We start from the raw sequence: 22,742 nt of genomic DNA, 5'->3' as shown, positions 1-22,742 counted from the left end.
CCTATACTTGTAAAACACCCATGTTAAAAGGTTTTTCGATAGGAGCGTGGTTTGCAGCATCAATTCCCATGCTAATCCATGTTCTTGTATCTAATGGATCTATTACACCATCTGTCCAAATACGTGCTGCAGCATAGTAAGGTGATACTTGGTTATCGTATCTAGCTTTAATTTTATTAAATAACTCGTCTTCTTTTTCTTTAGTAATCGTTTCGCCTTTCTTTTTAAGCGATGCAGTTTCTATTTGTAATAAAACTTTTGCAGCACTATTACCACTCATAACTGCCAGTTCTGCACTTGGCCAAGCAGCAATTAATCTAGGGTCATAGGCTTTTCCGCACATAGCGTAATTACCTGCTCCATAACTATTACCTAAAATTATAGTAAATTTTGGTACAACACTATTACTAACAGCGTTAACCATTTTGGCACCATCTTTTATAATACCAGAGTGCTCACTTTTACTTCCAACCATAAAACCAGTGACATCTTGTAAAAAGACTAATGGGATTTTTTTCTGGTTGCAATTAGCAATAAAACGTGTCGCTTTATCTGCACTATCATTATATATTACACCTCCAAATTGCATTTCTCCTTTGGCGTTTTTAACTAAAGTACGTTGGTTAGCCACAATACCTACAGCCCAACCGTCAATTCTTGCGTAAGCAGTAATAATAGTTTTTCCGTAGTCCTGTTTATATTCATCAAATTCTGAGTTATCAACTAATCGTTTGATAATCTCTTTCATATCATATTGATCTGCTCTAGATTTTGGTAAAATTCCGTAAATGTCTTGTGGATTTTCTTTAGGTTTTTGTGGCTTATTTCGGTTAAAACCAGCCTTGTCGTAATCTCCAATTTTGTCTACAATACGTTTGATTTTCTCTAAAGCATCTTTATCGTCTTTAGCTTTATAATCTGTAACACCACTAATTTCGCAATGTGTGTCTGCACCACCAAGTGTTTCGTTATCTATTGTTTCACCAATTGCAGCTTTAACCAGGTAACTTCCTGCTAGAAAAATACTTCCCGTTTTATCAACAATTATAGCTTCGTCACTCATTATTGGTAAATAGGCACCACCAGCCACACAGCTTCCCATGATTGCAGCAATTTGGGTAATGCCCATACTACTCATGATAGCATTATTTCTAAAAATTCGTCCAAAATGTTCTTTATCTGGAAAAATTTCGTCCTGCATTGGTAAGTATACACCAGCAGAATCTACCAAGTATATAATTGGTAATTTGTTTTCAATTGCTAATTCTTGAGCACGTAAATTCTTTTTTCCTGTAATAGGAAACCATGCACCAGCTTTTACTGTAGCATCATTGGCAACAACAATGCATTGTTTACCTTTAATGTAGCCCATTTTAACTACAACACCTCCAGAAGGACAACCACCATGTTCTGCGTACATATCTTCTCCTGCAAAAGCACCAATTTCGATACTTTTTTTGTTGCTATCTAAAAGGTAATTAACACGCTCTCTTGCGGTCATTTTACCTTGTGCATGAAGTTTTTCTATACGTTTTTCTCCACCACCTAACTTGACTTTGGTTAGTTTGGTTTTAAGTTCAGAAAGTAATAATTTGTTATGATCTTCGTTTTTATTGAAGTTAATATCCATTGTAGTTGTTTTGTTTGTTGTAAAAATACAAAAGAAAATAGTCTAATAAAACTACAATTTTTTAATTGTACGCTATATTCAATAATTCTGCTTTTAATTACCAAACACTATTTCAGTTAATTTGTTTCGTTTTAAATATTAAACAAGGAATTAGTTTCCATGTAATATATATTATATTTTTTGTATATTTGTAAAAAATATATACTACAATGAAAAAAATATTAGCATTTGGAGCAAGTAATAGTAAGACTTCAATAAATAAACAATTAGCAACATACGCATCTTCTTTATTAAAAAACACAGAAGTAGAGGTTTTAGATTTAAACGATTTTGATGTACCAACATACAGCGTGGATTTAGAGGGTAAATCTGGAATTCCGGACAATGCACAACAATTGTTAAATAAAATAATTGCTTCGGATGGTTTAATCATTTCGTTAGCAGAGCATAATGGTGCTTATACAGCAATATTTAAAAGCTTGTTTGATTGGATGTCTAGGATTGATGTCAAATTATTTAAGCAAAAACCAATGTTATTAATGAGCACGTCTCCAGGAGCAAGAGGAGGACAATCAGTTTTTGAAATTGCAGAAAACAGATTTCCAATTCATGATGCAAACATTGTTGCTAAATTTAGCTTACCATCATTTAATGATAATTTTAAAGAAGAAAAAATTGTTGATGCAGACCTTAATACATCATTAGTAGAAGCTGTTAATACTTTAGCAGAACGTCTTTAATACTTAAATAATAAATTAAAAGTCATGGGTGATTTTGCCAAAGACATTAATTCTAAATTTGAAAATAACAGAATAAAAGCCATGCTAAATATTCTGTATACAGCAAATTATATTACTAGTTATCAAAACGACTTTTTTAAAATCTACGGTTTGTCTCCGCAACAATATAATATTTTAAGGATATTAAGAGGAGCAAAGGAGCCAATAAAAGTGCAAACTATAAAGGAGCGCATGGTGGAACGAGCACCAAATTTAACGCGTTTGACCGATAAACTTTGTGATAAAAAATTAATTAATCGTATTGCTTTTCCAGAGGATAGACGTGTAGTTTTAATTGAAATCACTAAAAGTGGATTGGATTTATTGGATAAAATTAAGCCCAACAATCCATCGCATAATTTAATTGATAAGTTAACGGAGGACGAAGCTGGTTTATTAAGCGATTTACTAGATAAAATGAGATAATAAATATTTAATTATGAAAACAATACTACACAAAGCATCAGATCGTGGTTTTGCAAATCATGGTTGGTTGCAAGCTAATCACAGTTTTAGTTTTGCACAGTTTTATAATCCCGAAAAAATTCAATTTGGAGCCTTACGTGTTTTAAATGATGACGTTATCGCACCAAGTATGGGCTTTAGTACGCATCCACATGACAATATGGAAATTATTACTATTCCATTAAAAGGGACGCTTAAACACAAGGACTCGATGGGAAATAAATGGGAAACCATTCAATCTGGAGAAGTACAAATTATGAGTGCTGGTAGTGGCTTGATGCATTCAGAAATGAATGCTAAAACAGACGAGTATTTAAGCTTGTTTCAAATATGGATTATACCAAATAAAACAAATGTTACTCCACGTTATGATCAACATTTTTATAATGCGGAAGATAGACAAGGTAAGTTACAAACATTAGTGTCATCTATTGATAATCAGGATGAAGGTTTAAAAATTCACCAAGATGCTAAGTTGTCCAGAATAGATTTAGCCCAAGGTCAAGAGTACACTTATAATACCATAAGTAAATCACACGGAACATACGTAATGACAATCTCTGGAGATGTTGTTATTAACGATAATGATTTATCGAGCAGAGATGCTTTAGGTGTATCAGATACAGATAGTTTTACAATTAATACTAAAAGCAGTGCACAATTACTTTTTATTGAAGTCCCTATGGCTTAATTTTGTGTAAATATTATCAAAAAAGCATCCTAAATAGGATGCTTTTTTTGTTAAAATAAACGATATTTGTAATTCACATTTTACTAAAAACAGATTATGGCAATGAATAAAAATACTGTGTTAGCTTGGGCTACCACAATAATGATAATAGTAGGATTAGCATTAATAGCATTAGGTGCTTTTAGATATGACGATGTTGCTGGATGGGGTTTTGCAGCTGTAGGTGTCGGTTTTTTCGCTGTAGCTTGGGTATTTAATGCACTTAAAGGTCGCGTTTAAAGCTTTTTGACTTAAATAAATAGCAATTAAAAAATAAATTAAAAATTATATGTCTGACGATAAAAAAGTAATTTTCTCAATGTCTGGTTTGACCAAGACATTTCAAAGTGCTCAAACACCAGTACTTAAAAATATATACTTAAGCTTCTTTTATGGCGCTAAAATTGGAATTTTAGGTCTAAACGGTTCTGGTAAATCTACATTACTTAAAATTATAGCAGGAGTAGATAAAAATTATCAAGGAGATGTTGTCTTTTCACCTGGTTATTCAGTAGGATATTTAGAGCAAGAACCTCAATTAGATGACGATAAAACGGTTATGGAAGTGGTGCGTGAAGGTGCTGCAGAAACTGTGGCTATTCTTGATGAGTACAATAAAATTAACGATCAGTTTGGTTTAGAAGAAGTCTACAGTGATGCAGACAAAATGGAAAAACTTATGAATCGTCAAGCAGAGCTTCAAGATCAAATTGACGCATCTAATGCTTGGGAATTAGACACAAAGTTAGAAATTGCTATGGATGCGTTGCGTACGCCAGATGGTGATAAAAAAATAGGTGTATTGTCTGGAGGAGAAAGACGTCGTGTGGCTTTATGTCGTTTATTACTGCAAGAACCAGACGTTTTATTATTAGATGAGCCTACTAACCACTTGGATGCAGAATCTGTACATTGGTTAGAGCACCATTTAGCACAATATAAAGGAACTGTAATTGCTGTAACGCACGATAGATATTTTTTAGATAACGTAGCAGGATGGATTTTAGAATTAGATAGAGGTGAAGGTATCCCATGGAAAGGAAACTACTCGTCTTGGTTAGATCAAAAATCTAAACGTATGGCTCAAGAAAGCAAAACAGCATCTAAGCGACAAAAAACTTTAGAGCGTGAGCTAGAATGGGTTAAACAAGGTGCTAAAGGACGTCAAACAAAACAAAAAGCACGTTTAAAAAACTATGATAAGTTAATGAGTCAAGATCAAAAACAACTTGACGAAAAACTTGAAATTTATATACCAAATGGGCCACGTCTAGGAACTAATGTGATTGATGCGATTGGTGTAAGCAAAGCGTATGATGATAAATTACTATACGAAGATTTAAATTTTAATTTACCTCAAGCAGGAATTGTTGGTGTTATTGGTCCAAACGGAGCAGGTAAAACCACAATTTTTAGAATGATAATGGGTGAAGAAGCGCCTGATAAAGGTGAGTTTAAAGTAGGAGAAACTGCTCAAATTGCTTACGTAGATCAAAAACACTCCAATATTGATCCAGAAAAAACCATTTGGCAAAACTTTAGTGATGAGCAAGAGTTGATCATGATGGGTGGAAAAGAAGTAAATTCTAGAGCTTATTTAAGTCGCTTTAACTTCTCAGGAGGTGAGCAAAATAAAAAGGTAAAACTATTATCTGGTGGAGAGCGTAACCGTTTACACTTAGCAATGACGCTTAAAGAAGAAGGTAACGTATTACTTTTAGATGAGCCTACCAATGATTTAGATGTTAATACATTACGTGCATTAGAAGAAGGACTAGAAAACTTTGCTGGTTGTGCAGTAGTAATTTCTCACGACAGATGGTTTTTAGACCGTATTTGTACGCATATTTTAGCGTTTGAAGGTGACTCTCAAGTCTATTTCTTTGAAGGTGGATTTAGTGAGTATGAAGAGAATAAGAAAAAACGTTTAGGTGGAGATTTAATGCCAAAACGTATCAAGTATAAAAAATTGGTAAGATAAGTTTACTAATTTTTAAGCATAAAAAAAGCAGACTAATTAGTCTGCTTTTTTTATGTTTTCTTTTTATTGATATAAATGACTATCAGTAAAATCTGTATAGTTATTACTATCTTTTTGCGATTTTAATAACGTTTCTATTTTTTTATTCTCCAGATCAAGCGCAATTTCTTTTCTATCTATTTTCATTTGTTTTTTTATCATTAAAATAAGAATAAAAACAAAAGCAAAACAAAGCATCCAAAAAGTAAGTGTCATCCACAAATCCATGATTAAATTTATTTTAATTTAGTATTAAGTGGGTATTCACTTTAATAAATATGATTATTATTAGTTTTGTAATTGAATAAATCTATACTTTCAATTTCGCTATTTTTAATGTCAAATTGGCGTAATGCTCTATTCCATTTTCTTTTTAAAATAAAAGATTTACAAATTGGTAATAAAAACACTAATGTAAAAAACAGTATACCATATATTATTTGAACAGCTAGAATCATGATTATTTAGTTTTAAGCCTTTTAATTTCTTTCTTAAGTTGGTATACTTTATAAATATTCAAGGTACACAAAACAATCATTATTAATAAGGCTATGGACAATATTGTGGTTAATTTCTGTAGCCAAATAGTATCAATTTCTAATATAATTACATTTAAAATTAAGTCTTTTAAAATCATATTTTATCAATTTGAGGATATTACAAATATAATAATTATTTTTCTTCAGGATACCATTCTAATTGGATAACCTCAATATCAGGATTACCTTCATTAACTAACGCTTTAAATTTAGCAACATCACTCAAACCATTTTTTCCTCTGTAGTGAAAAGGATACACTTGTTTAGGTTTAAAATCTAAAACAGCACTAGCAGCACTATCTACAGTCATAGTGTAAGGTAAATTCATACATACAAATGCTTTATCAATATTTTGTAAAGCTCTCATTTCAGTAATATCCTCAGTATCTCCAGAGATGTAAACACGTTCTCTACCAAAAGTTAAAATATAACCATTACCACGTCCTTTAGGATGTCTAGAGGTCTCGTCTTCCGGTAAATTATACATTGCAATTGCTTCTAACGGGATATCCTTTACCACAGCAGTTTGTCCATTAGCTATAATGCGAATCATAGGCTTAAAATCTGCTTTAAATGTATCAGCTACTGCTTGAGGCACAACTAACAAAGCATTGTTTAGTTGCAACTCTTTTAAAGTATCAATACTTAAATGATCACCATGTATATCTGTTATTAAAATAATAGTTGGGTCTTTTTGACCTTCAAATGCTTTTTTTCCTCCTGTAGGATCTACATATATGGTTTCGTTACCATAATTTAAGACCATTGTTGCGTGACTAATAGGTGTGATTTCTAAAGTTTTACTGACAGTTTTTGTAGTTTCAACCTCCGTTTTTACAATTTTCGTTTTTGGTTCACCTTTACAACTTGTTAATAGTAAGGCTATTATTAATATAGGTAGTGCTAATTTTTTCATTTTAAAAATTTTATTATAAAGATACTTACTTTTTATTGGTCAAAATTATTTGTAACATTTTTATAACAATTAATACTTATAATATGAGCAACAAATATTTCCACAACTAATATTTTTTAACGAAATTGCTTACACAAAATTTGTCCAACCTTAAAAACAAGAATATATATGTCTGATGATTTTGATTTATTAGAAACAAACGCTAACGAAAAAACAGAAAAAGTAGATGTCAATTGGGGAAAAGCAATTGATACCATGAAATCCAAATTAGCACAAGAAGACGATCCAGAAAGTCGTCAAAAAATCTTAAACGCAACGTTGGACGACGTTGTCGGTATGGCAGAAAAAGATCGTACCACACTTTTAGATGCTATTAAAGACTTAACAGACTACCAAGACGAGGTTGGTATTTTATTTGAGCGTTTTTCATCATTAAATGACAAAGAACAAAAAGTAATCGACGATGCTCAAAAAGCATTAGAGCGTTCTAAAATCGAGTTAGAAGACGCACAAAACAAACCTGACACATGGTGGAATAACCTTTGGGGTCGTAAAAGCAAAATTAAAGCTGCTGAAAAAGCTTTAGAAGCAGCCACAAAAGTACGTGCAGGAGCAGACAACAAAGCAAAAGCGATGTTTCAAGAGCGTATCGAGAGTGCAGATATACAAACACTATTAAGTGAGTTGTCATACAAATCTCAAGCAGCAGTAACACGTCTTAAAAATCGTGAGGTTGAAATTAAAGAAGTAGAAGATAAGTTACAAGATGCAATCGTAGAAGCATCTAAAAACCATACCAAAGCTTTAGAGAAAAAAGCCGAAACTGAAGCTAAATTAGAAACGCAATACGCATTACTTAAACAAGCACGTCAAGCACTAGAAGAAGTTGCAGATAAGCAATCTACAGAATACTCTGAAGCACTATCAAAAGTAACAAAACTAGAGCAAGAAGTAGAAGAGTTAGAAGGACTTAAAAACGCCTATACAACCCTTGCTGCCTCTAAAGATAGTTTTGTACATAAGCATAATTTAACAATCAAAGTATTGACGTCTTTACGTAGTAATTTGCAAACGCATCGTGCAAAATTAAAGTCAGATACAGAAGAGCGTCTTAAATATTACGACGGTTATGTCGTGGCTTTAAAAGCACGTACAGATCAAGAGTTTGCTGCTATTTTAGAGCATTTAGGAGTTAAAACAGACGAGCATATCGGAGAAACCTTAGCATCAATGCATACTGCAAGTGCAAGAGCACGTCAAGAAATGATGGACAATATTCCAGTGCACGAAAAAGTTATGCAAGGCGTTTATCGCAGTTATGCAGAGGCATTGCATGAGATTAGAGCAAAAGATGTGGATATCCAAAAGAATTTTGCAGACCGTTACGGTATTGACATGAAAGAGATTTTTGAAGAGTATTATAACTCAGATAACACAACACCTTCAGGAGACGATGCACCAGCAGGAGCACCAAAACCAGAAGCATCAAACGACGATTTATTGTCTTAAAATTAATTTAGCGTTACCTACTTTAGCTTTTAAGGGCTAAAGTAGGTCAGGCTTTACGTTATATCTTTTGCAAAAAAGCAAAAGGATGCCACTTCAATCCTTAACGCGCTTACTCAAACCTTAAAGTGCAAATCAAAAATAAAAGTCAAAAGTAAAATGTCAAAACAATTAAGACTAGTAATTGCAATCATAATCATGATAGGTTTTATTTTACTTGGTATTTACATCCTAAAAATCAGTAATACATTTATAGGTCAAATAATAGGTTGGTCTAATATTACCTTTTTTGGAGGTTTTCTAATTTGGGCATTATTTAAGTATATAACAAATAAAAAAAAGGGTTATCATAATTAAAACATTCAAAGCCTAACAGACTTTAAACGGACTATAACAACTGAATATTGAACATTTAAAATGAGTATAAACCACATTGTCACACCATTAGATTCATCTATATTAGATAGTAAAGATCAATATGTGTTTTATCATAAAAAGGTAGATTTTGCTTTAAAAGAATTAATTGTTGGCGTACAACAAAATGGCTTATGTACTCCACAAGAAATTGTTTTCTTTAAGCAATACTGCGACTTACTACTATACTCCATAGAAGCCATGCGTGTCAAATACATGTACGATGAGGAAGACAACATGAAGGTAGATGTTACAGATTCTGGTTTTCCTAATTATTTAGAGTTTAGATACCTATATAACGACCTGTCTTTACGCGACAACTATTTAAACAAATTAAAAGATGTGTCAGAACTTCAAGACGAATTTCTGGACCAATTATTACGCAAAAAACAACCTGTTAGACGTGATAAATTATTTCAAGCAGCATCAATAGTATATTACACATCAGTAGAGCAGCAATATATTTTTAACCGTTTTGTACAAGGTAAAATTATAAAAGCACCAGAAGGTAGTCAGGCAGCTTACATGACCAGTTGGAGTTTTTACGATGTCTCCTTAAACCGTCCCTTTATTTGCTATATGTACTTTGATTATGATGGTAAAGATCCATTAAAAGAAAAAGAAGACATATATGACACTTTAAAAACAGTGGCAGATCGTAAAATGAATATGGATACTATGGCTTATGGTATTGATAGACGATTAAAAAATGTATTTCCAAAACACATAAAACGTTTGGATATAGGTGCTTTTCATAACGTATTTGCTAAAGACGATAACGATTTAACGCACACCATTCTAGAAGCAATAGGTAAAAAAGAAATCCCTTTAGAAGCCTATGCTTTATCTTTTAAAGTACACGAAGTATTTACAGGTGGCCAATTTAAAGAAGGTGGATATTTTAGCAAACAAACACTCCAAAATTGGAGTACACCAATAAAAGAAGGTTACGTATTTGCACCACATCGTATCATCCAATTACTATACAATAAAAATCCAGAGATTATGAATAAGTTGGCAAAACCACCTTTTCAGGTATCTGATTTAAAAATTGATAAAAATTAAAAACAGTTTACAATCGCAGTCTCAGTTTTGTAGTGTTGCGATTTTAAAAAAAATAAATATTTAAAGTTTAAGAAGCGTAAGTATATTTGAGTAATCACTGTATAATGCGACGACAAACCGAAAACTAAAATTACATGGAACACAACTCAACCTTCCCTATAAAAAAATCAGAATTAGACGTTTTACGTGACGAAGCTTCATCATACTTAAAAAGTATCAGTTGGGAGCAAGGTTCTCGAGCAAAAAATAAAGATAAAGACGCTAAAGATGAGTCAATATTATTATACCTATCTAAAGCAAATAATGGATCGTCTGCATCAATCACTTCGGTTTCAAAAACCATTTTAGCATTAAAAAAGCGATTATTACCAGATTCGGTAGCCATACCAATTCGTTTAAATCAAACATTATACGCAGTACAAGAAGGTTTAACTTTAGGGATTTGGATCAAAGACAGTTATTATGATGCCTCAGGTTTATCTAGTCTAAACGAGCGTAAATCGGCTTTAGATAATGATGGTAGACGTGAGTATGAAAGTAAGATGCAAACAGCAAGTGCGTTTATGTTATTTGCGACTGCTTATAAAATTTTACACTTGTTAAAACCTCATGCTTCTGACGATTTAAGTGTTATGAAGCAAAAATTTGCTGGTATTCCAGAAGTTTCTTTACTATCACCATTAAAAAGTGTCTCTTGTACATTGTTTTATTATGATAAATATTTAGCACATCCAGATATTGTTAAATCAGATAAAGACGTTGCAGATTTTACTGTGGTATATTTTGAAGCCTTGTTAGCAGAGATTAGTTTAAGAAGAAGTAGTTTAGAATATACTGAGACCATTGTTGACAGAACATATAAACTAGAAAACAGTGATTTTGCTATTTCTGGTTGGGAAAACACCTTTCAAGGTACCGCAAAAAGTGTTGAGTTTAATAAAATTCAATTTGAGCAAATTGTAGGTAACAGAGATGCAAAACACTTTGCAAGACGTTTGACAGAGCGTATGTTGAGTTACGATTTTGAAGCAAAGAAAAACCCGTTTCAAGAGCTTGGTGGTTTTATGCCAGTTTTTATGGGTTATGGTATTCCAGGAACAGGAAAAAGTATGTTAATTGCTGCAATTGCAACTAGATTAAAAGAACATTGCGATAATTTAGATATTCCGTTTTTATTCCACCCAATGCCAGATACTTTAATTAGTACATTTCAAGGTGGATCTGCTGAGAAGATGGTGGATTGGATGAAACCCATGCAAGATCCTTCAAAATTAATTTTTGCACCTATCGATGATGCCGAAAATAACTTACAAGAGCGAACAGCACAAGGTGTTTCAGCAGGAGTAAAAGAGGTCATTGGTGTCTTTTTAAGATATACAGAAGGTGCTTACGCAGTTAATTATGGTAACAGCTCGATTGGGTTGTTTACTAACCTTCCAGAAATGTTAGATAAAGCAGTTATATCACGTGTCCAAGGTCGTTTTAAAATTGATGGTGCACGTAGTGAACATGATTTTTTAGATCAAGATCATTTATGGTGGAGTAAACTGGATAAGACTATGCCAGAGTTTGTTAACATGCAAGGACCTGCAGATTATAAATATTTACAGGATCAAGGACTAGCAACAAATATGGGAGAAATCTTAAACGTATCAGATAAACCAACGGAATTACGTGTTTTAGAAGCTTACGATAAAGCAGAAACACAACATAAAACAAACTCGCACCAATTTTATGCGACTTTATATAAAGAGATTCAAAAGATATTTCCATTTTTCTCTTCCAGAGATGTGCGTAATATCCAAAGTGCAGTGTCGCTACGTTTAACAGATTTTGATTTGGAACAAAGCTGGTTTGATAATCCGGAAACGTATTTCAAAAAAGATTATGATACTAAGTTTAATATGTTACAAGAATTAATGAAATCTAACATGAAAGGTTTAAACTTTTCAGAAATTAGAAGACAAGAAGTGGTAAGATATTTAGATAATGTAGCAACAATTGCAGATACGGACTTTAAACGTAAAGTAGACGCTAGAATCAACCAGTTAAATATAGAAACTAAAGCACGAGACTTATTTAGTAATGGGCAATAAAATAAAAAATGTAGTAATAAATACCTTATACAAAGGTTGGGCAACGTTAAACGAGGTGTCGTTTTCATATAAAATGAAAAATGAATCTTGGGTAAATCAAAAACGCGAATCTTATAATAGAGGTGATGGAGCAACAGTTTTATTATACAACAAGGTTAAAAAAACGGTTATTTTAACCAAACAATTTAGAGTGTCAACGTTTTTAAACGGAAATGACTCTGGTTTTGTTCTAGAGGCTTGTGCTGGAATGTTGGATAACGACCAACCAGAAGCTTGTATTATTAGAGAGATTGAAGAAGAAACTGGTTATAAAGTTAACACAGTTAATAAAATATTTAAGGCCTATTCTTCTCCAGGAGCATTGACTGAGATTTTACATTATTTTACTGCAGAGTATACAGAGGATATGAAAGTTAATGATGGAGGTGGTTTGGATAGTGAGCATGAGGATATTGAAGTGTTAGAAATACCATTTACAGAAGCTTTACAAATGATTAAAACTGGTCAACTAGTAGATATAAAAACCATTTGTTTGTTGCAGTATGCGCAAATAAATAATGTGTTTGACGCGTAACCGTAACCTTGTGATAAACAATAATAAAAGAAATTAAAAGGTGTAATGAATAAACTAAAATTAGCAAACCTTTACAGAAGTGAGCTTATTCCCATTAGTGGTAAGTTGGTAGATCGTTATAATCTATGCCTTCAAAAATTAGGGTTTACACCAACAAAACTGACCCATTTTTCTATTGATGGGATTGGTTATAGTCCAGAAATTGCAGAAGAAAAAGGAACAACCATGTACCTTAATAATGGAGAAGCTAATCCACATGCCATAATTATTTCACCTTTACAAAAAGGAAAACCTGTCTATTCGCCTTTTCATAGTTTTGATAGAGAGATGATGAAGCAGGTGTTTCAAGTTCATGGTCAAAAAATCAATGATATTACAAGGGATTCTGCTATATGTATAGATTTTGACCAAGATATTGATGCTTTTTATGAACCACTTGATGTGCTTAAATACGATAAGGTTTATATCAAATTTCATTTAATAAATAACTTAGATCAAATACAAAAGCAGCAACAGCAATTAATTGATACTTTTAAACAAGGTAATAATTTTATTGATGAAGATTTACATGCAAAACTTTTAGAATCAGCCCAAACATATGGCGATTTACGTGGACGCGATTTAAGCTTACATAGTTTACAATATCAAACAGATTCATTTTACACAAAGTCGTTTGGAGGTGTTTATGTTTTGCGTGATTTTATTTCGCCAATTATTGTTTTTGAAAATCTTAAATGGTACAAAGAAGCTATTAAAGACACGATTCACGACATTACTATTTTTCATATTGAGCAGCCAGAATTAATGGACAAATTGCGTAATCATGTTATTATTGAACACCATTTGGAAGAAGCTTTAAACACAGACAGATACCAACGTATTAAAAAAATGGAATTTGCTATGGCGTTAAAAGATACGCAACATCCATTACGTGATATTTTAAATGATGCAGTATTGTTTAAAAGTTACCTAAATAAACTAGATATTGATACCAGAAAACGCATCATGGGAGTAGAGTTGTATTTGGATAAACTAGAAGTTAGTAACCAATACAAAATAGCAGATATAGTAGATTTTAATTTGTTTAATGCATTGCATGTACCACACTCTTCATTAACAGCAAAGCATCAAGATTTAATATGGAAATTATTAATTAATGTGTCTCCAAAAGATGTTTTATTCTTGTATTGGTATGATAAAGAAGAGTTTTATAGACAATATAACACATGGGACGACTCATTTAAAGATTGGGTTATAGAAACCGTAAGTAACAATATTTAAAAATTATAGACTAATTTAGTAAAGGTTGCAATGGCGACCTTTATTTAATCAATAAACAAGTATAACCATGGGTTTAGAAATTATTATATTTTTTGGAGCAATTCTTTTCGGAATTTTTATTTATTGGACAGAGTCTAAAAGCAATGGTGTTTATCGCTTTTTTAATAAAGTTTTTAATAGCAAAGAGTTACAGATGAAACCAGGGAATCCAAAAGGATTTATCTATAAACAAGACGTTTTACCACGAGTTTTATTTGTTGCATTTACATTTTTAATTGCAGCGCTAATCATTCAGTTTTTAACTCCAATAGCTATTTTTAGTACTTATTATGGTATTTCAGCATTTGCTTCTGCTATTTTCGGAACTTTAATAGGAACTTATGTTGCAAATTTTGTGCTTAAATCAGGAGAGGTGATTGAGCAGCAATCAGACTCAATAGAAGATGTAGTAAAAGATGGTTTAAATAAAGGAAAAGAGTTTTTAGAAGACTTTAAAAATAAGGATGCTAAAGTTGTAGAAGCAGCTAAAAAAGAAATAAAAGAAACACCTAAAGCACCAGAAAAAAGCGCTAGAGAGCGTCTTAAGGATAAAGGACTAATGTAGTTTTCTCGGAGTTAAGCAAAAAAAAACTAGGTTTAAGTAAAGGTGTATACCTAAATTAAAGATATATGATTAAAAAGTATTGGAATCAAGGCGGAAAGCAAAAAGCAATAGTTATTATTTTGGCACTAATTGTAATTGCATTATTATTTTTTTTAAGGGATGACTATCAACCCTTATTACTATTTTTCCGTAAATATATTTTCGTCATTTTATTAAGTGGAATCCTTCTGTTTTTTGGACTTCGTAGCTTCCGCAACTCGGCATCTACAGGTAAACGTTTAGGGATACTTGCTGGACTGTTAGCCTTTTTTGGAGTGCTTTATGTTGCAGGTTGGCACTATCAACTATACGACTATATGAAAACGTATAACGTGTTTAATAATTTAAATAAAGTTGAAATTAATGAATTACCATTAACACAAAACGAACGTATCCAACCTTTACGAAACATTTTTTCTATGGCTAATGAAAGCGTCGGAGAAACCAAAGATGTCTCATTACCACATTTAGTAAGAGTGGATGACGAGAACAAATGGACTATGGCAATTCAACCTACTGAAAAATATGTGTGGCAAGGGATTAGTGATAATACTGAAGAAGTGTTTTCAGTCTCAAGTACAACACCTTTTCCTCGTTTCTCTAACGAAAACCGAATTTCAACCACATTTTCTATTGGTGAGTCTTTAAAATTTAGCAGAAACACATACAATGCAGTAGTACAACGTTTTAATCCATGGATGCTATTTAATTACGAACCAAGTGATACGTTTTATATGAAAAATGACAATGGTCAATGGGTAGAAGTGGTAAGTTTAATTAAATGGAAAGGTTTTTTCTTCCCTTATCCAACCTTTGGAGGTGTAATGGTAATAGATAGTGGTGCACATGATTTTAGCGATTATATTGAGCGTGTTACGATAGGTAAAGGAACCTTTATAGCACCAGAAGATATGAAGAATCATCCTTATTTGACACGTCAAAATACATTATCAGAAAAAGTATCACGTTTACAAGCCGAATCGCTTAAGTTTTTAGGTGGATTTAGTGATCCATTACCTTGGAACATGGAAACAGCTGTTAAGATACCTAATCTTCCGGATGATCAAAACCAACAACCATTTGTGACGGATTTTGATTTTTCAGATTCAAAATCTGATGCCTATAGTGGTTTGTATCATTGGTTTGGTCTAGAGCCTGTTGGCGATGAGCGTACAAGTTTAACGTTTAGCGTATTTGTGCCAGCAGATGGAACAAACAAACTATATTATTATGATCATGCCTCTAAAAAACAAGGTTACGCTGGTGTTTCGGCAATGCCTTTAAAGGTTATTGAATCCAGAAAAGAATATGATTGGTCTGTAAATAAACCTGTCGAGTTTAGACCATACATTAAAAATATAGCAGGTCGTAAACGTATGTTCTTTTTAGGAACTATATCTTCAATAAAAGCAGAAGGAGCACAATTTGATGGTTCTGCAACACCAGATTTAGCTTTAATTGATAGCGAATATAGAGATGTTGTTTGGATAGATGCAAAACACCCAAGTCAGTGGGAAAAATCTGTTTACGATCAATTAAATGAAGCTTGGCGAGCAAGTGAAGGTATTGATGATTACTATATGGACGATGAAAAAGCAGTAGAAGCTATAATGAAAGATTTAAACGATCAATTTATAGCTATTGATACTACAGATTTAAAAGGCAACACAATAAAAGAAAAAGAATCTCTAGAGGTCTTACAGCGTAAATATGACTCTATGGTCAAGCAAAGAGAAGCAGACGATATTGCTAAATTAAAACGCAAAATAGACTCGTTGGAAAATAAGTAAAAAACTAATTAATTATATTAAGCCTGTTTATAATATTGCTATTGTAAACAGGTTTTTTATTGTAAGAAAAAAACGACCAATGGTAATTAAATTGGTACAAATGGAACTTTTTTTAACCTTTTTAAATATATTTTTGCAACTGAAATAATGTAGCTATTATTTCAATTTTTTAATAAAATCTAATTAAAAACCCCTATCCTAAATTTTGCCGAAAATTAATTTTTAAGGCTTAAAAATTCGCTTATGAAACAAATTTACAATTTATTATTTTTAGTGTTTGGTATCTTTACAATCAATGCTCAAACAACTGTTGTGACAACTGGTACAACTAACCCTTATAGGTTATCATTGTCTGGTAACGACTTGTACATATCAGAGTTTAACAGTGGTATTGTCTCTAAATTAGATATTACTGCTCCATTACCAACAACTAAATCAAATGTTATTACAGGATTAAATAGACCAATGGGTATTGTTGCAACAGGTAACTTTATTTATGTGGCAGAACATTTTGGTAATAAAATATCTAGAATTGATATTTCTGCACCAACAGCAACAATGTCAACAGTAATTTCTGGTTTAAATAATCCAACAGGATTAGCTATTAAAGGAGACGAACTTTATTATGCAGAAACAGGTAGTAATTCAATCTTTAAAATAAATCTAACAGATGCAGTGCCAACCGCTGTTTTAGTTGCTAACGCATTTAATGCACCTTACGGAATCTTTTTTAAAAATGATATACTGTACATTGCTGAGTTTTCAGGTAATAAAGTGTCCACACTTGATGTAGCTTCAGGTGCAACAACAGGTACAGATTTTATTACTGGCTTTAATTCTCCTATCGATTTGACTATAAACGGAAACACGTTATATGTAGCAGAGTATACTGCAAATAAAGTTTCAAAAGTAGATATGTTAGCAGCAGTACCTACTAAGGAAGATTTAGTGTCTGGAGTACAAACTCCGATTGGTTTAGCAGCTAATACTAGCGAAGTTTATATAGCTGAATTTGATGCAAACAGAATTTCTAAATACAACTTACCTACTTTAACTGTGGATAGTTTTATTTTAAGTGAATCTTTACAATTATATCCTAATCCATCAAGTAACTTTATAAAAGTGTCTAACATGGAAAAAGCTTTAAATTATACTGTTTATAATAGTTTAGGACAACAAGTGTTAAAAGGTAAAGTTGAAAAAAATGAAAGTATAGATATTCAAAATTTATCTAGTGACTTATACCTATTTAAATTAGAAGATGGTAATACTTTAAAGTTTGTTAAAAAGTAAACGGTTACTTAATATCTTATAAATTAAAAGCACTAAATTTTTTAGTGCTTTTTTTATTCCTTTAAGTCAAATTCCATTTTTATATCAGCACGTTTATATGGTGTGTTTTTTTCTAACACGACTTCTTTAAAACCAAATTTATGATATAAATAAATGGCATTTTCTAATTTACGATTAGAGTAGAGTAGTAGTCTTTCAAAGTTTTTGGCTTTAGCAAAATTAATACAATGCTCTAGTAATTGTTGACCAATTTTATGACCTCTTAAACTTGGTGATACAGCCATTTTTGTTAATTCAAAACCAGCTTCATTTTTTAAGGGCATGAAGGCATAGGTACCAACGATTTGATCTTCAAATTTGGCAAAAAATATATAACCACCTTTATCAATGATGTGTTGGTCAGGTTTGCTTAACACCTCTTCGTCATAAGGTTCAACATAAAAATAGTGTTCTAACCATTCTCTGTTTAGTACGTAAAAATCCTTGGCGTATTTTTTATCAAAAGGGATAATGTTAATAGTAGGTTTCATTTTTACTTTAAAATATAAATTGCAAATAATAACAATAAAATTGAAATTACAGATATAAAAAAGGTTAGGTTAAATATAGACTTGTCTGCTACTTTTTTTCTAAATAAATCAACAATCATCCAAATAGGAATTGCAATACTTAATCCTAAAGCAGGTAAGGTCATAACACTTGATAATGTTGTAAACCAATTTAAATTAACTTGATTAATATGTAAAAAAAGAAGTGTAATTATAAAAACAAATACTAGTAAAGCTAATGTTAGTCTAATGTATTCTATTTGTAGTTTAGTCATTTTTATTAGAGTTTGAGCGTATAAAATCTGTAATTAAATAGCTAATTAGTTTACCAACTTGTGAGGCCTTTTTATTTTTAGCTACAGCTTCACAGATATGTAAATATTTAACATTGTCAAGTGCTGCAAAATAATGTAAAAATTGTCTTGTTTTTTCTGCTGAAAAGCCACTAGATGTTTGCGCACTACTAGGAGTGTTTATAATAGCATCGCAATCTATTTCAATTCCAAAATGGGTTGTATTTACATGTTTTTTGGCACGTCGTAATTCTTTTTTAAATTTTGAATTTTGTCTAATAGCTAGTGCTTCATAAGTATTAAAATCTAAATGTTTATTGTCTTTAAATTGAGTAAATACTTGTGACGATGTGTAATTTTCGTGTAACCCAAATGCAAAATAGCGTTTTAAAAAACCTTCAGCGTAAGCGTAACTAAAACCATTACCACTATGTCTTCCTTCTAATGCTCTAAAATCTGTATGTGCATCAAAATTAATACTATTTATGGGTTGTTTTAAAGCTAGGCTAGTCCCTTTTATCATTCCGTAAGCATTATTGTGTCCACCACCAATTGCGATGGGTATTTTACCTGCTTTTACAATATTGGACACTAAATCTACAACATGTGTATCCATTTGAGCCACTAACTTTCTGGCTTTAGCGATATGCTTAGGATCATCTTGATTTAATTTAGAAAGCTGTTTTTGCTCTTGTGTAAAATCTAAATGGCCTAGGACCAAAACTTTTTTGGCATTAGTAAAAGCATTGCTTTGGATATTTAACAAAACTTTAATTGAAGCATCCCAAGCGGTTGAAGTGCCTGATTTACCTAGATTTGCAAACACACCAATAGCTTCTGGTATACCAAAAATAACGTACTTGACGTCCAAAGGTTTAAGAGAATCGTATATATTTGAAACGCTGGTTAACGTGTTAGTGTGTTCTCCAAATTTAGTTTCGCCAAGACGAGTATTTAGTAGATTATTTATAATTGAGTTATCAAATAAAACTAATTTATCCATTTACTTTTTATGTAGTTTTGAAAAATTAAAATTACGTTTTTATTATTAAAGAATAACTAGAAAATTAACGATTACAATTTAAAAACAAATAATTATGGCAAATAAAACAGCAAGTGCAGGTTTGAAGGTTGCGTTAGGTATAGCCTTAGCTTTATTTATCGGAACCGGAATTTATACATCGACTTTGTATAAAGACAAACAACAAACTGAGCAGCAATTAACACAAGAAAAAAATGACGTTTTAAACGACTTAAATACAATGGTTGCTAAATATGATGTCGCTTTAAGCGAAAGTCAAGTGACTAACCAAAATTTAGTAGAAGCTAGAGAGCGTATTCAAAGTTTAATAGACTCGTTAAAAGTATCGGAAAACAACGTTAGTAGTTTATGGAAATACAAAAAGAAGTATTTAGCATTACAAGATGAAATGGATGTTTTATTATCTGAAAACGATAGATTAAAAGTGGAAAATATGCATTTAGCGACTACTTTAGATAGTACTAATGTTAGATATGAAGAAAGTAGAATGTTTAATGATTCTCTAGTTGTACAAAATACAGCGCTTGCTGAAGTAGTAGAAAATGCTGCAGTTTTAACAACAGCAAATTTAAAGGGTTTTGGAGTTATTGAACGTAACAATGGTAAACTTATTCCAACTGAAAGAGCAGGAAGAAGCGATAAAATTAGAGTATGCTATACAGTTGCTAAAAATAAATTAGTACAGTCAGGAGATAAAGAATTGTATGTGCAAGTTATAGATCCTAAAAACAATATATTAGGTGTAAATCAACAAATTAAGTTTGGTGAACAAACACTTAATTATAGTATTATAAGTAAGTTTAATTACGAAAATGGAAATCTAGATATCTGTGAATTTATAGTAAATAGTACAGATGATGATTTTGAAAAAGGACGTTACCAAGTAAACGTTTTTAACTCAAACGAATTGGTTTCAAGCTCTGAGTTTACACTTAGATAACAGCTTGAACTAATATTAATTGTTTATTCCATATCAAAAAACCTGAAGGCAAATGCGTTCAGGTTTTTTTATATTTAAAACACAAGGTACTTGTGGTTTGCTAGACTATTTCACCATTAATTATAACTGTTTCTATATGGTTATCACCAAAAGCATAGGGTAAATAATTATAGCTTGATATAGGTTTAGTAATTATTATATTAGCTTTTTTTCCTTTGGTAATACTACCATATTGTTTTGATATTCCCATTGCATAAGCTCCATTTAGTGTTGCAGCATTAATGGCTTCTTCAGGTGTTAACCTCATTTTTATACATGCAGTACTTACAACAAAATTCATATTTCCAGAAGGTGTTGAGCCAGGATTATAATCTGTTGCTAAAGCTAAAGGTAGTCCAGCATCAATTAATTGTCTTCCTGATGTGTATGGTATACTTAAAAAGTAAGAGCAAGAAGGTAACGCAACTGGCATTGTATTACTATCTTTTAAAGCAATAATGTCTTCGTTATTTAATTCTTCTAAATGATCAACACTTATGGCATTGTGTTTTACAGCTAAAGCAATACCTCCAAAGGCATTAAATTGATTAACGTGTATTTTAGGAATTAAATTATAGTCTTGTCCAGCCTTAAGTATCTGTGCTGTATCGTCTAAATCAAAATATCCTTTTTCGCAGAATACATCAATATACTGCGCTAAATTTTCTTTAGCAATTTGAGGTAACATGTCATTAATTATCTGATCTAAATACCCTTGTTTATTATCTTTAAACGCTAATGGTAATGCATGAGCACCTAAAAAGGTAGCTTTTACTTTTATTGGAAAATCTTTTTTAAGTCGTTTTATAACTCGTAGCATTTTAATTTCTGCTTCAGGAGTTAGACCATAACCTGATTTTATCTCTATAGCTCCTGTTCCTAATTTCATGACAGCTTTTAATCGTGTAACAGATTGATTATAAAGGTCATTTTCACTAGTGTTTTGTAATGTTTTGGCGCTATTTAAAATACCACCTCCACGATTAGCTATATCTTCATAACTTAAACCATTAATACGGTCTACAAACTCTTGAGATCTATCGCCAGCGTACACAATGTGTGTATGCGAGTCACACCAAGTAGGTAAGACCAATTTACCTGACGCATCAATAATTTGGTCCGCATTTATACCTGTGGCGTCAGACATATCTCCATAATCTACGATTGTGTCATTATCAATTAACAGGTAGGCGTTTTTTATAGTTGGTAATTCCTTCATTTGTAAACCAGAAACTTTTAAAATAGTTTCATCTCTTACTTGAAGTAATTCCTTGATATTTGTAATAAGTATGGTCATAATTGGGCAATAATTTAAGTTCAAATATAGATAAAATGCATAGTACTGAATAATTCTTTTTACATTACTTATTATATTAATATAAATGCGCTACATCGAAAATTTGTAGGCTCCATCATTTAAAATGATACATTTAACCTGTGTGTAAATAATTATTATGGTAGCTGAAAAGCCAATGTATTACAATGAAATTAAATCTTATATAACATCATTTTATCCAATATCTGAAGCATCTTTTAATTTGGTTTATGAAATTGCTCATATTAAGCAAGTTAAATCGGGAACTGTTTTAGTAAATATAGGAGACGTTCCTAATAAGATATATATGATAAATAAAGGGGTTATGCGCTCCTATGTTAGATTAGAAAATGGGAAAGAGGTAACAAAATCAATTTTTGTACCTAGAATTATTTTAGCGTCATTTCGTGCGTTAATAAATCAAACGCCTTCTGAGTGTATTTACGAAACTTTAACCGACTGCGAAATTTACGAGGTTGACTACTTTAAGTATAAAGCACTTTGTGAAACTAATGCAGAGGTACTTGGTTTTCATGCTAAGTTTTTAGAACAATTATTGTGTCAGCATGATGCTAAACATATTGAGCTACTAACAATGAATGCGAAGCAGCGTTATTTAAAATTAAGAAAAGTTATACCAAAGATTGATAATTTAATACCGCAATATCAAATTGCAAAATTTTTAAGTATCACTCCAGTGCAATTAAGTAGGATTAGAGCAAAACTATAATATTTATTAACATATGTTAATGAATAGAAATTTAATTAGTTATAAACTTGTAATGGTTATTTAAAACCATCCCTATTTATAATTAATAACTAAC

Annotated in this window: 24 protein-coding genes; 16 read left to right on the top strand and 8 right to left on the bottom strand. The window is 31.6% G+C overall.

Translation table 11 applies throughout. The features are described 5' to 3' along the window. Position 1 precedes the first annotated feature (1 nt). Positions 2–1,630 (bottom strand): acyl-CoA carboxylase subunit beta, encoded by a 1,629-nt coding sequence (locus V6251_RS01750; RefSeq protein ID WP_341586751.1) that lies wholly within the window; start codon positions 1,628–1,630, stop codon positions 2–4. A 209-nt stretch (positions 1,631–1,839) separates the two neighbouring features. Between V6251_RS01750 and V6251_RS01745 the strand changes: the two genes are divergently transcribed. The 5 genes from V6251_RS01745 to ettA all read left to right on the top strand — a co-directional run bounded on the left by V6251_RS01745 (position 1,840) and on the right by ettA (position 5,585). Next, positions 1,840–2,370 carry an NADPH-dependent FMN reductase gene (locus V6251_RS01745; protein ID WP_341586750.1) on the top strand — a complete coding sequence of 177 codons (531 nt, stop codon included), beginning with the start codon at positions 1,840–1,842 and terminating at the stop codon, positions 2,368–2,370. A 24-nt stretch (positions 2,371–2,394) separates the two neighbouring features. Beyond that, entirely contained in the window at positions 2,395–2,835 is a 441-nt protein-coding gene (locus V6251_RS01740) for a MarR family winged helix-turn-helix transcriptional regulator (protein ID WP_341586749.1), read from the top strand. Between the two features lie 13 nt (positions 2,836–2,848). Continuing rightward, positions 2,849–3,565, top strand: coding sequence for a pirin family protein (locus V6251_RS01735; RefSeq protein WP_341586748.1), 717 nt, complete (start codon positions 2,849–2,851; stop codon positions 3,563–3,565). A 96-nt stretch (positions 3,566–3,661) separates the two neighbouring features. After that, on the top strand, positions 3,662–3,844 hold the full coding sequence (locus V6251_RS01730) for a CAL67264 family membrane protein (RefSeq protein WP_028281998.1): 183 nt from the start codon (positions 3,662–3,664) through the stop codon (positions 3,842–3,844). 49 nt (positions 3,845–3,893) lie between these two features. Further along, positions 3,894–5,585, top strand: coding sequence for an energy-dependent translational throttle protein EttA (ettA, locus tag V6251_RS01725; RefSeq protein ID WP_341586746.1), 1,692 nt, complete (start codon positions 3,894–3,896; stop codon positions 5,583–5,585). Positions 5,586–5,648: 63 nt separating this feature from the next. On the opposite strand, the gene V6251_RS01720 is transcribed toward ettA, so the two are convergent. The 3 genes from V6251_RS01720 to V6251_RS01710 all read right to left on the bottom strand — a co-directional run bounded on the left by V6251_RS01720 (position 5,649) and on the right by V6251_RS01710 (position 7,079). Then, complete coding sequence (locus V6251_RS01720; RefSeq protein ID WP_341586745.1) at positions 5,649–5,840, bottom strand: hypothetical protein; 192 nt, start codon at positions 5,838–5,840, stop codon at positions 5,649–5,651. A gap of 53 nt (positions 5,841–5,893) precedes the next feature. Continuing rightward, positions 5,894–6,082: a hypothetical protein gene (locus V6251_RS01715; protein WP_341586743.1), complete on the bottom strand. Its 189-nt coding sequence runs from the start codon at positions 6,080–6,082 to the stop codon at positions 5,894–5,896. 214 nt (positions 6,083–6,296) lie between these two features. Beyond that, entirely contained in the window at positions 6,297–7,079 is a 783-nt protein-coding gene (locus V6251_RS01710; protein ID WP_341586742.1) for an MBL fold metallo-hydrolase, read from the bottom strand. A 168-nt stretch (positions 7,080–7,247) separates the two neighbouring features. Between V6251_RS01710 and V6251_RS01705 the strand changes: the two genes are divergently transcribed. The 9 genes from V6251_RS01705 to V6251_RS01665 all read left to right on the top strand — a co-directional run bounded on the left by V6251_RS01705 (position 7,248) and on the right by V6251_RS01665 (position 17,741). Further along, a complete protein-coding gene (locus V6251_RS01705; RefSeq protein WP_341586741.1) occupies positions 7,248–8,588 on the top strand; it encodes a microtubule-binding protein in 1,341 nt (446 codons plus the stop codon). A gap of 156 nt (positions 8,589–8,744) precedes the next feature. Then, on the top strand, positions 8,745–8,942 hold the full coding sequence (locus V6251_RS01700) for a hypothetical protein (protein WP_341586739.1): 198 nt from the start codon (positions 8,745–8,747) through the stop codon (positions 8,940–8,942). Positions 8,943–9,002: 60 nt separating this feature from the next. After that, the gene (locus tag V6251_RS01695; protein WP_341586737.1) at positions 9,003–10,064 is read left to right on the top strand and encodes a hypothetical protein; all 1,062 of its coding nucleotides are present in this window, start codon (positions 9,003–9,005) and stop codon (positions 10,062–10,064) included. Between the two features lie 134 nt (positions 10,065–10,198). Beyond that, positions 10,199–12,160: an AAA family ATPase gene (locus V6251_RS01690; RefSeq protein WP_341586736.1), complete on the top strand. Its 1,962-nt coding sequence runs from the start codon at positions 10,199–10,201 to the stop codon at positions 12,158–12,160. Next, positions 12,150–12,734: an NUDIX domain-containing protein gene (locus V6251_RS01685; protein ID WP_341586734.1), complete on the top strand. Its 585-nt coding sequence runs from the start codon at positions 12,150–12,152 to the stop codon at positions 12,732–12,734. The genes V6251_RS01690 and V6251_RS01685 overlap by 11 nt, the downstream gene beginning before the upstream one ends. A 45-nt stretch (positions 12,735–12,779) precedes the next feature. Further along, complete coding sequence (locus tag V6251_RS01680) at positions 12,780–14,015, top strand: DUF6638 family protein (protein ID WP_341586733.1); 1,236 nt, start codon at positions 12,780–12,782, stop codon at positions 14,013–14,015. A 67-nt stretch (positions 14,016–14,082) separates the two neighbouring features. Then, entirely contained in the window at positions 14,083–14,619 is a 537-nt protein-coding gene (locus tag V6251_RS01675) for a hypothetical protein (RefSeq protein WP_341586732.1), read from the top strand. A 65-nt stretch (positions 14,620–14,684) separates the two neighbouring features. After that, the gene (locus V6251_RS01670; protein ID WP_341586731.1) at positions 14,685–16,448 is read left to right on the top strand and encodes a hypothetical protein; all 1,764 of its coding nucleotides are present in this window, start codon (positions 14,685–14,687) and stop codon (positions 16,446–16,448) included. 243 nt (positions 16,449–16,691) lie between these two features. Further along, complete coding sequence (locus tag V6251_RS01665; protein ID WP_341586730.1) at positions 16,692–17,741, top strand: T9SS type A sorting domain-containing protein; 1,050 nt, start codon at positions 16,692–16,694, stop codon at positions 17,739–17,741. A 53-nt stretch (positions 17,742–17,794) separates the two neighbouring features. Here the strand turns inward: V6251_RS01665 and V6251_RS01660 are convergent, their stop codons facing one another. Genes V6251_RS01660 through V6251_RS01650 form a run of 3 tightly spaced genes read right to left on the bottom strand, consistent with a single transcriptional unit; the run spans position 17,795 to position 19,585 of the window. Next, positions 17,795–18,271 (bottom strand): GNAT family N-acetyltransferase, encoded by a 477-nt coding sequence (locus tag V6251_RS01660; protein ID WP_341586729.1) that lies wholly within the window; start codon positions 18,269–18,271, stop codon positions 17,795–17,797. 2 nt (positions 18,272–18,273) lie between these two features. Continuing rightward, entirely contained in the window at positions 18,274–18,564 is a 291-nt protein-coding gene (locus tag V6251_RS01655) for a hypothetical protein (protein WP_341586727.1), read from the bottom strand. Further along, complete coding sequence (locus tag V6251_RS01650; protein WP_341586725.1) at positions 18,557–19,585, bottom strand: formimidoylglutamase; 1,029 nt, start codon at positions 19,583–19,585, stop codon at positions 18,557–18,559. Before V6251_RS01650 ends, V6251_RS01655 begins: the two co-directional genes overlap by 8 nt. A gap of 94 nt (positions 19,586–19,679) precedes the next feature. Here V6251_RS01650 and V6251_RS01645 point away from each other — a divergent pair, with 94 nt between their 5' ends. Then, positions 19,680–20,564, top strand: coding sequence for a chromosome partitioning protein ParA (locus tag V6251_RS01645; RefSeq protein ID WP_341586724.1), 885 nt, complete (start codon positions 19,680–19,682; stop codon positions 20,562–20,564). 100 nt (positions 20,565–20,664) lie between these two features. On the opposite strand, the gene hutI is transcribed toward V6251_RS01645, so the two are convergent. Next, the gene (gene hutI / locus V6251_RS01640; protein WP_341586722.1) at positions 20,665–21,900 is read right to left on the bottom strand and encodes an imidazolonepropionase; all 1,236 of its coding nucleotides are present in this window, start codon (positions 21,898–21,900) and stop codon (positions 20,665–20,667) included. Positions 21,901–22,057: 157 nt separating this feature from the next. On the opposite strand from hutI, the gene V6251_RS01635 reads away from it, so the two are divergent. Further along, positions 22,058–22,648 carry a Crp/Fnr family transcriptional regulator gene (locus V6251_RS01635; RefSeq protein ID WP_341586720.1) on the top strand — a complete coding sequence of 197 codons (591 nt, stop codon included), beginning with the start codon at positions 22,058–22,060 and terminating at the stop codon, positions 22,646–22,648. Positions 22,649–22,742: the final 94 nt, after the last annotated feature.

This window comes from Olleya sp. Ti.3.14, assembly GCF_038154885.1.
Classification (GTDB): Bacteria; Bacteroidota; Bacteroidia; order Flavobacteriales; family Flavobacteriaceae; genus Olleya.
Note: the sequence above shows the minus strand (reverse complement) of the source record. Positions and strands in the feature narration are given on the sequence as shown.